Consider the following 10,272-nt stretch of genomic DNA (forward strand, 5'->3'; position numbering starts at 1 on the left):
AAAGGACGGGATGTTGAGGGACAGTCACTTGCTCTATTTGTGAGCGCCTGTCCCTCAACATCCAGTAGGGGAAGGTCACCAAGATGAAAAAACATACAGGCGATACTTTACAACGAGATCGTTCCACTCGTGATCAATCTTTAGGAGAACTGCAAAAAAAATGTGGTGTAGAGTTTCGAGACACGCAATTATTGCTTCAGGCTTTTACGCACGCTTCTTATCGCAATGAACATCGAAAATCTCGTTTAGGTGACAATGAACGGTTAGAGTTTCTGGGTGATGCAGTTTTGGAATTGCTGATCAGTGACTACTTATATCGACAGTACCCTGATTTGCTTGAAGGACAACTGACGCGTATGCGAGCTAGTTTAGTTTGCGAGCCTTCCTTAGTTCGTTTTGCGAAAATACTTGAATTTGAAAGACATGTGCGGCTTGGCCGTGGAGAGGAACGTTCAGGCGGACGCATGCGTCCTGCTTTACTTGCCGATGTTTTTGAAGCTTTTATCGGCGCACTCTATCTCGATCAAGGAATAGAAGCTTGTTGGAACTTTGTTCAGCAACATATGTTAGCTCATTTGGATCAAGCCACATTGGGTACAGATTACAAAACATTGCTTCAAGAGTGGGTACAGCAGCATATGCAAGGCGAGATGGTGCGCTACGTAACAATTGAAGAACGCGGACCAGCGCATGCGCGCGAATTTGTGGTGGAAATTTTGATTCGAGGCGAACAGTTTGGTATGGGGACTGGGCGTTCCAAAAAAGAAGCGGAGCAGCAAGCGGCTCATGTAGCTTACGATCATCTGGTCCGTTCATCAGGCGGTGTGCGAGAAAATGTTTCTCAAACGGATTGATTTGATAGGATTTAAATCGTTTGCCGATAAGACGACGTTGGAGTTTTCCCCTGGACTGACGGCGGTTGTAGGGCCCAATGGCAGTGGCAAAAGCAATGTGGCAGACGCTATTCGATGGGTGCTTGGTGAACAAAGTGCCAAATCTTTACGCGGCAATCGTATGGAAGATGTTATTTTTGCTGGCAGTGAAACGCGACGTGCCGTGAATTTTTGTGAAGTTTCACTTACGCTGGATAACGAAGATGGGCACTTGCCTGTTTCATACAAAGAAGTTAATATCACACGCCGTGTCTATCGTTCAGGGGAAAGTGAATATTTATTAAATCGACAGCCTTGCCGTTTAAAAGATATTTTAGAACTTTTTATGGATTCTGGGCTTGGCAGAGAGTCTTATTCCATCATTGGTCAGGGACGTATTGAAGAAATGCTCTCGACGCACCCCGAAGATCGGCGTGGCCCTTTTGAAGATGCGGCAGGGATTGTTAAATTTAAACATCGCCGCAAGGAAGCGGAGCGAAAACTGGGGGAGACAGATGCCAATCTTACCCGTATTGACGATATCATTGCTGAGTTGGAACGGGAGGAGCGGCCGCTTGCTGTCGAAGCTAAACGTGCGCGCGAATATCTGGATATTGAGGCTGAATTGAAGACAACTGAAGCTCAAATTCTCATGCACGACATCGATAGTCTTTCTGAGCAACGAAAGCAGTTGGCTGCCGAATCGAGTTCTTTGGTGTCCCAACGTTCTGCCGCCAAAGATCGGCTTCGTGAATCAGAAGAGCAACTGAAGCATGAAAATCTTCAACTGGAACAAAAGCAAGAAGAAATGGAAATGGTTCAAGAGCAGCTTGCAAGACTCACAGCGCAACGTGAGGAATGGACTCGCGAGGCAGCGGTCTATCAAGAACGACGCGTTCATCTGCTCGCAGCTCAAGCGGATCGGCAAAATCAAGTAGAAGAGGCGCGTCGTGAATTAAATCAACTGGCGGAGCGTCAAAAGCATATAGACTTGCGCCAGAGTGAAATCGCGGCAGATTGGGCGCAAATGCGTCAAGAAGAGCGGACGCTTTCAGCCTTGGTATTGACGGAAAACAGGACAAAGCTAGAGCGAGAGCTGGAAGAACTGAATAACCTTTATATTACATGGCATCAAGAAGCTGCTACGGCGCGCAATATCTATCGTTCTTTACAAGAACGGGATGCCGCCGATAGCAAACAGCGAGCTTGGCTGGTGGCCGAGGCAGAGCGTTTGGACAAGCTTCGCCAAGAGGCAAAAGAGATATTAGAAGCTAACAAGGTTATGGCGGCAAAAGAGCGTGAAGGGCTCGCTTCCATGGATCAGCGTTTATCGGAAGTTTCGCAACAATTTCGCGAGCTAGGTAAAGAAGATAGCCGATGGAAAGAAGAACGCCAGCGTTTGCGTCAGGAACTGGCGGCCTTACAATCACGTGTTGAATTATTGAGTGATTTGGAATCTGGCTATGATGGTTACGCGCTCGGGGTAAAAACGGTGCTTCAGGCGAAAGATGCCGGGCGTTTAGAACATATTTATGGTAGTATAGCCAACCTCATCAGGGTTCCCAAAGAGTTGGAGTTAGCCATTGAAACCGCACTGGGTGGAGCAGTTCAAAATTTGCTGGTGGCTTCAGAAGAAGATGCGCGACGGGCAATTGAGTATTTGAAGCAACGCCATGCGGGTCGAGCTACGTTTATGCCGCTTTCTGTGATTCGAGGTCGTTACCTTTCTGAGGAAGAAGCGGCCATTGTTAAGCAAGATGAGGGCGCGCTTGGTGTGGCCGGCCAGTTGCTTCAATATCACTCAAATTACGAACAGGCGATTGCTCATCTTCTTGGCAATGTTGTAGTGGCGAAAACTTTGGTAGACGCCAATCGTTTGGCGCGTAAGCTGCGCTATCGGGTACGGTTGGTGACGCTTGAAGGTGATGTGGTAGCTCCAGGTGGCTTGATGTCAGGTGGTAGCCATGCACGAAAAGGTCCTGGATTGCTGGGACGTACTCGTGAAAAACAGGAAACCGAAGAACGACTTGCAGAGTTGCAGGAAAAAGAACAACAGGCAGGAGCAGAACTAGCCCTTGTAGAGAATCGCATGCGTGAAATAGAACGATTGGGACAGACGCTGACCAAGGAACGTACGGAAATAGCCGAACGTTTGACGGTGGCCGAAGCATCCATTCGTGATGCAGAACTGCGTTTGGTCAATGCGGAAGAAAAATGGCAAGCTGTGCAATTTGAAATAAAAGAAAGTAAGGAATCAGACGAATTGCGCCGTACTCGTCTGCAACAGGCAGCTGAGAAAGTCGAAGAGACGGAAGCACGTATTGAACAAGGTGAACAGCAATTAACAGAAATTCGCAAAAAAATTCAAGATTGGGATCAAAATGCTCAACAAACGCAGGAGCAATTGACTGCTTTGCGAGTCCAAATGGCTACTCTTGAACAGGAGAAGAGCGCCAATCAGCAGCGTCTTCAGGAATTGTCAGGAGAAAAGGCAAAATTAGAACAGCGCTTGCAGACGGCAGACAAGGATTTAAGCGAGTTTGCTGCCTTACTTGCCCAACTTGCCGAGCGGGAACAAGAATTGCAGGAGCGTCTGAAAAATTCATTTCAAGAAAAAGAAGAGATAGAGCATCGCATGCTCTGGTTGCGCCAGGAACGTCAAGTTTTAGAGTCTTCTTTGCGCGTCAAGGACAAAGCAGTCCATGAAGCGAGAGCTGCTTTAGCAGCTGTGGAAGAGCGGACTCATCGCTTGGCAGTGCTTGAAGAGCGCACAGATGCAGAATTGCGCCATGCCCTCGAAAAGTTGGGTCAACAGTATGAGATGACTTACGAGTGGGCTATCTCTAAACTTGAACGTCTGGAGAATGTGGAGAAAGCCAGGGAAACGGTACGCAACCTTCGTTTAAAACTGCAATCCATGGGTCATGTGCGAGTGAGTGCCTGGGAAGAGTGGAATCGGTTAACAGAGCGTCTGCAATTTTTGCAATCGGAAAGAGATGATGTTCTTGCAGCAAAAGCGCAATTATTAGATGTCATACAAAATCTTGATGAGCAGATGCAAGAACGGTTTCAAGCAACTTTTGATCAGATTCGCTCTGAATTTCAGATTGTATTTCGTCAATTGTTTCAAGGTGGACGAGCAGATTTGCAGTTGACAGATCCAGAGCATCTGTTGACAACAGGTATTGAGGTTATCGCTGAACCACCAGGGAAAAAATTGCAGAGTCTCAATTTGCTTTCTGGTGGTGAACGCGCTTTGACAGCCATGGCGTTACTTTTTGCCATTTTGCGTGTTCGACCTGTGCCATTTTGTGTTCTTGATGAGGTGGAGGCTGCTCTCGACGAAGGCAATGTAGGTCGTTTTGCTCAACAACTGCAAGCTTTCGCCGCAGCAACACAATTTATTGTTATCACGCATCGTCGCGGTACTATGGAAGCCGCTGATGTGCTATATGGTGTGACCATGCAAGAATTAGGCGTATCCTCCATGGTGAGTGTGCGCATAGCGGAAGACTGGGAAGATGAACCAGCCTAAACTTTCTTGAATAGTCAAGCTCATGGGCCAGAGAAATGAGGGATAATGTGGGTATTTTTGAACGATTTAAGCAGGGGTTAAAGAAAAGTCGAGGAGCGTTGTTTGGCAGATTAGGCCACTTGTTTTCTTCCAACAGATTGGACGATTCTGTCTATGAAGAGATGGAAGAAGCTTTTTTGGCTGCCGATATGGGTATGGAAACCTCGCTTCAAGTAGTCGAACGCGTTCGTCGATTAGCTCGAGAAAATAAAATTCAACAACCATCTGAACTTCCGCCTTTAATGGCGCAAGCGCTCACTGAAGCATTGGAGAAAGTTGATCCAACACCATCTGTAGCAGCGGACGGACCTACACTTGTTTTGGTTGTCGGTGTCAACGGTGCTGGTAAAACAACTTCGATTGGCAAGTTGGCTCACTATTATAAATCGCAAGGGAAAAAAGTATTATTGGCTGCAGGAGACACATTCCGAGCCGCCGCAACGGAACAGTTGGTCGCTTGGGGCGAGCGTGTTGGTTGCGATGTAGTGCGTCACGTGGCAGGAGCCGACCCGGCTGCAGTCGTTTATGATGCCATTCAGGCGGCCAAGTCGCGCAAAGTGGACTTTATTCTTTGTGATACGGCAGGTCGTTTGCAGAATAAAGATCACCTTATGAAAGAATTGGCTAAAATCTACAAAGTTGCTTCCCGGGAACTACCGGGATCGCCTCATGAAGTTTTGTTAGTGTTGGATGGAACGACCGGGCAAAATGCCATCTCGCAAGCAAAAGTATTTCGCGAAGTGGTTCAAGTCAGTGGCATTGTGTTAACCAAGTTGGACGGCACAGCCAAAGGCGGTGTGGTTTTGCCGATTGTACAGGAACTAGGCATTCCTGTGAAATGGGTTGGGCTTGGTGAGAGCAAGGAAGATCTTCAACCTTTTTCAGCGCGCGCATTTGCGGAGAGTCTTTGCGAGGAAGAATAATGTTGTCAAGGTGAGGAGGTTGACAGTGGGGCGGGAGCCGAATATGATAGAAAAGGTCGCACGTGTCAATGCGTTGTATGACTTTTATGGTCAGCTTCTCACATCACGCCAGCAACAAATGTTTGAACTTCATTATTTCGATGACTGGTCGTATGGAGAGATTGCCGCCCAGCATGGAGTATCCAGACAAGCTGTTCATGACAATCTCACGCGTGCAGAAGAAGTGCTGGAACGGTATGAGTCACAACTTGGTTTGCTGGCGCACCATCAGCGTCAACAGGAATGGTTGAAGTGCTTGCAGGCGGCTTGGCATCGTGTAACTCAAAATCATCCTGACCTGTCAGACGAAGAAATGGAGCCAATAAACAGGATATTGGAAGAGTGGAAGCAATTCCTGTTTGGCGAGGAGAGGGGGGATCTGCGTGTTTGAAGCATTGTCAAGCAGTTTGCAAAAAGCGCTCAGCAAGCTGCGCAGTAAAGGCAAACTTACAGAAGAAGACGTTGCTCTCGCCATGAGGGAAGTTCGTCTTGCACTGCTTGCTGCGGACGTCAACGTAAAAGTGATTAAACAGTTTGTCGATCGCGTTCGGGAACGTGCAGTAGGCGTAGATGTGCAAAACAGTTTGACGCCTGGACAACAGGTCGTCAAGATTGTTTATGAAGAGTTGACCGAGTTGATGGGTGGCGAGCAAGCGAAAATCAAGATGGCAGCCAAGCCGCCCACGGTTATCATGCTGGTCGGTCTGCAAGGTGCTGGTAAGACCACCACCATTGCCAAGCTTGCCCTTAGCTTCAAACAGCATGAGCACCGTCCGCTCCTGATTGCTGCAGACGTCTATCGTCCAGCAGCCATTCAACAGTTGGAGGTTCTAGGTACTCAGATTGATGTCCCAGTTTTTCAACTGGGTCAGTCCCAACTTCCCAAAGAGATTGTTCGGCAAGGATTGCGCGCTGCACAAGCTCAAGGGGCTGACATTGTACTTGTCGATACCGCAGGACGCCTGCACATTGATGAGGATTTAATGAAAGAACTGGAAGATATCCAGTCTCTCGCTGAGCCGGATGAAGTTTTGCTTGTGGTTGATGCCATGACTGGGCAGGACGCGGTACATGTGGCAGAAACTTTTCATCAAAGGCTCAGTCTCACGGGTGTCATTCTCACCAAATTAGACGGCGATGCGCGTGGAGGAGCGGCATTAACGATTCGTTCTGCCACGGGCTGTCCCATCAAGTATGTTGGTCTCGGTGAGAAGATTGAACCGTTGCAACCTTTCCATCCCGATCGTATGGCTTCGCGCATTTTAGGCATGGGAGATGTTCTTAGCCTGATTGAACGAGCCGAACAAACAGTGGATATGGAAAAGGCGCGGGAAATGGAGCAAAAGATGCGCAACGCATCTTTTACGCTGGATGATTTTCGCGAGATGTTCCAACAAGTTCGCAATTTGGGCCCACTCGATCAAATCATGAAAATGATTCCCGGGATGAACAAAATGAAGGGTTTGGAGAATGTCGATCTCGGTGATAAGCGTTTTTTGCGCATGGATGCTATCATTACTTCCATGACAAAAGAGGAACGTGCCAATCCTGATGTCATGAATGCAAGTCGGCGTAGGCGAGTGGCAATGGGAAGTGGGACCACCGTTCGTGAGGTAAACCAAGTTCTCAATCAATTTGAGCAGACGCGTCAGATGATGAAAAAATTTTCAGGAATTGGCAAAAAAATGGGACGCCGAAATGCGCTTAGTGCGCTGAAGTCGCTCGGGATGGATGGTGGAATTCCTAATTTACAAGATGAATTGGGCAAATTGCCTCTCTCAGCAGAGGGTTCCAATTTTCCAAAATCTCGTCGACATCATAAGAAAAAGAAAAAATAATGAATGCAAAGGATGATAATTGATGGCAGTCAAAATTCGTTTGAAAAGAATGGGTGCTAAAAAAGCTCCTTTTTATCGTTTGGTTGTTGCGGAATCTCGTTCGCCTCGTGATGGACGTTTTATTGAAGAGATTGGTACTTATAATCCGCTCAAGGATCCTGCGGAAATTAGCATTAATGAAGAACGTGCCCTGCATTGGCTTTCAACGGGAGCCCAACCTTCTGACACCGTGCGTCATCTGTTAAGTAAGCAGGGGGTATTGAAGAAATTTCATGAGGCTCGGCAAGCAAAATAAATTCATCAGTAAGCCAGGCCGGCATTTTGCCGGCTTTGGCTGCTTGTATTTATCATCGAATTTTCCAGTCATTGATTTTATCTGCGGGTGTCAGGAGCGGGTTTGATGGAAAAATTGATTCGCTTTCTGGTAGAAGCTATTGTCGATTATCCACAGGACATTCAAATAGATGCTCATACAATCGATGGGGGTTCTGTCACGTATCGACTCTATGTGCATCCGGACGATGTTGGCAAAGTTATAGGACGCCAAGGACGTATTGTAAAATCGTTGCGTCAAATACTAGCAGCTTCTGCACATCGTCAAGGACTTCGAGTACAATTAGAAATTGAAGCAAAACGTTAAAACAGCGATCAGCGTTAAAATAGAAGTAGAGCGCAGTTCGAAATTTAAAGGAGCGAATATTGTGCAAATTCGTCAACCAGTAGCGGTGAAATTTATTTTGACAGAGATGGCAAAGCAGCAAATTATCCAGGAACATCGCAAACAAATTGAGCAACTTGGGCATGAGTTAGAACAGATTGAGGAACAAGGTAAGCAAGCAATCGAACAAGCTATGAGTCAAGGTGGCGAAATAGCTAAACAGGTTCGCGAGCAAGTGGAGACGGAAAAAAATAATCGTCTCATGCAACGCGAACAACTTCTCCAACAAATGCAACAAATTCAACAGTTAGAGTTGGGGACGGAGATTCAAAATATGAATGTGGAAACAGTGGTTGATGTTCGAGTAGGAGATGACTGGAGTAAAATTTTAATGGGCTCGGAAATTGTTGTGAAAGATGGTGTGGTTGTCGATATCCGTCGTGGAGGTCAATCCTTCCAAGAATAAACTTATTTGATTTGGGACGGATTTTTCGCCAAGCATCATAGAATGGATGGGCGGGCGTTGCGCTTTTGCCCATTCTTTGCGTTGTGATATTCCTATAGGGTGATCTAGCATTCAAATATTATAAAGATAAATAGAATGGACAAGCCTCCAATAAGGAGAAAGGAGGATCTACATGAGAGAAAAATTTTTTACTGTGGGTGTGATAGTATCGCCGCATGCTTTGCGAGGGGCGGTTAAGGTATATCCTCGTACTGACTTCCCGGAAGTTCGATTTTCGAAAGGTTCTCAATTATGGATTCGTCGTCCTAATCAAGATCCCTTTCAAGAAGTTTTTGTAGAATCAGCCAAGAAACATCAAAAATTTTGGATTCTCACTTTTGAACAAATCCAGTCCATTTCTCAGGTGGAAGATTGGCGTAAAACAGAATTGTGTATTCCTGAATCAATGCTGGAGCCATTGCCGGAAGGGACTTACTACATTCACCAATTAATTGGTCTTCAGGTATATCGAGACTCTGGCGAGTATTTAGGAGAATTAATGGAAGTGCTGCAACCGGGTGCGAATGATGTGTATGTTGTGAAAAAGTCAGATCAAACAAGAGAACTTTTGATTCCTGCCATTCCTTCATGCGTATTAAATATTTCTTTAGATGAGAAGCGGATGACAGTGCATCTTCTCCCGGGATTGCTTGAGGAAGAGACAGGAGAAGGTCAAAATGCTTAAATTTCACGTCTTGACATTGTTTCCGGAACTATTTACTCCCTTTTTCGAGACAAGTATCATCAAACGTGCACAAGATTCGGGAGCCACTCAGCTTCAGTGTATAAATTTTCGGGATTATGCAACTGACCGGCATCGCACTGTGGATGATTATCCGTTTGGTGGCGGTGCAGGTATGCTTCTTAAACCAGAACCCATTTTCCGTGCCCTTGAAGCTTTACAAGAGCGTGAGACACCAGATGCAATTCTCCTCATGACTCCCCAAGGAAAGCCTTATCGGCAAAGTATGGCTCAGGAATTTTCACAAAAGAAATCTTTGGTTATTCTCTGCGGACATTATGAAGGAATGGACGATCGCGTTCGCCAAACTTGGGTAACTGACGAAATTTCGCTGGGAGATTTCGTCATGACAGGCGGAGAAATAGCGGCTATGGCAGTTATTGATTCAGTTGTACGACTTCTTCCAAGTGTGCTCGGTAATCAAGAATCGTTAGCGGAAGAATCGCATAGCCATGGACTTTTGGAGTATCCACAATACACTCGGCCTGCTGTATTTCGTGGAATATCCGTGCCGCCAGTGTTGCTTTCCGGACACCATGGGAAAATTGCTGAATGGCGACGAATGCAGTCGTTATATCGTACTTGGAAGCGAAGACCCGATATGTTACTTCATGCAAATTTATCTGAGGCCGATCGCGTTGTCATTCAACGATTTGAAAAAGGAGATTGGAGTGGGCTTGATGGTTGAAAATCACACGATTTGACCATCTGTTAGGAAATTATTTCGCAGGCAATGAAAAAAACCGATTTTTTTCGACAGAAGCTATTGCTTTTTCGACAAAAAGGAGGTAAGATAGTCGCTGTCGCTGCAAGAGGGGACGCGAAAGAGAGCCTTGGCAGCGAGAGAACCTTGAAAACTAAACACGCACAAGAATCACCAAACGCCAGAGAAGAAGTGCCCGAGCTCGAGAGAGCGAGGGAGAAGGAATTAGACATTGAGAGTTTGATCCTGGCTCAGGACGAACGCTGGCGGCGTGCCTAATACATGCAAGTCGAGCGGGTATCGAAAGATACCAGCGGCGGACGGGTGAGGAACACGTGGGGAATCTGCCTAACAGACCGGAATAACGCCTGGAAACGGGTGCTAAGGCCGGATAGGCGCATGAGGCGCATGCCTGATG

At 46.6% G+C, this 10,272-nt stretch carries 10 protein-coding genes and 1 rRNA gene; all 11 read left to right on the top strand.

Annotated elements, in window-relative coordinates; genetic code table 11:
• Window positions 1-83: 83 nt before the first annotated feature.
• Complete coding sequence (gene rnc / locus BUA75_RS06765; protein WP_072873830.1) at window positions 84-854, top strand: ribonuclease III; 771 nt, start codon at window positions 84-86, stop codon at window positions 852-854.
• Complete coding sequence (gene smc / locus BUA75_RS06770; RefSeq protein WP_072873831.1) at window positions 835-4,407, top strand: chromosome segregation protein SMC; 3,573 nt, start codon at window positions 835-837, stop codon at window positions 4,405-4,407. Before rnc ends, smc begins: the two co-directional genes overlap by 20 nt.
• Window positions 4,408-4,442: 35 nt before the next feature.
• Window positions 4,443-5,369 carry a signal recognition particle-docking protein FtsY gene (ftsY, locus tag BUA75_RS06775; protein ID WP_423219869.1) on the top strand — a complete coding sequence of 309 codons (927 nt, stop codon included), beginning with the start codon at window positions 4,443-4,445 and terminating at the stop codon, window positions 5,367-5,369.
• A 25-nt stretch (window positions 5,370-5,394) separates the two neighbouring features.
• A complete protein-coding gene (gene ylxM / locus BUA75_RS06780; protein WP_238413474.1) occupies window positions 5,395-5,799 on the top strand; it encodes a YlxM family DNA-binding protein in 405 nt (134 codons plus the stop codon).
• A complete protein-coding gene (ffh, locus tag BUA75_RS06785; protein ID WP_072873833.1) occupies window positions 5,792-7,246 on the top strand; it encodes a signal recognition particle protein in 1,455 nt (484 codons plus the stop codon). Before ylxM ends, ffh begins: the two co-directional genes overlap by 8 nt.
• 22 nt (window positions 7,247-7,268) lie before the next feature.
• Window positions 7,269-7,541 carry a 30S ribosomal protein S16 gene (rpsP, locus tag BUA75_RS06790; RefSeq protein WP_072873834.1) on the top strand — a complete coding sequence of 91 codons (273 nt, stop codon included), beginning with the start codon at window positions 7,269-7,271 and terminating at the stop codon, window positions 7,539-7,541.
• Between the two features lie 105 nt (window positions 7,542-7,646).
• On the top strand, window positions 7,647-7,886 hold the full coding sequence (locus BUA75_RS06795) for a KH domain-containing protein (RefSeq protein ID WP_072873835.1): 240 nt from the start codon (window positions 7,647-7,649) through the stop codon (window positions 7,884-7,886).
• A 61-nt stretch (window positions 7,887-7,947) separates the two neighbouring features.
• Window positions 7,948-8,370 (top strand): YlqD family protein, encoded by a 423-nt coding sequence (locus BUA75_RS06800; protein ID WP_072873836.1) that lies wholly within the window; start codon window positions 7,948-7,950, stop codon window positions 8,368-8,370.
• 172 nt (window positions 8,371-8,542) lie between these two features.
• Entirely contained in the window at window positions 8,543-9,094 is a 552-nt protein-coding gene (gene rimM, locus BUA75_RS06805; RefSeq protein ID WP_072873837.1) for a ribosome maturation factor RimM, read from the top strand.
• Window positions 9,087-9,839, top strand: coding sequence for a tRNA (guanosine(37)-N1)-methyltransferase TrmD (trmD, locus tag BUA75_RS06810; RefSeq protein ID WP_072873838.1), 753 nt, complete (start codon window positions 9,087-9,089; stop codon window positions 9,837-9,839). The genes rimM and trmD overlap by 8 nt, the downstream gene beginning before the upstream one ends.
• Window positions 9,840-10,082: 243 nt before the next feature.
• Window positions 10,083-10,272 (top strand): 16S ribosomal RNA (locus BUA75_RS06815); the annotation flags it as partial.

The sequence above is a fragment of the Alicyclobacillus tolerans genome (assembly GCF_900142255.1).
GTDB lineage: Bacteria > Bacillota > Bacilli > Alicyclobacillales > Alicyclobacillaceae > Alicyclobacillus_I > Alicyclobacillus_I tolerans.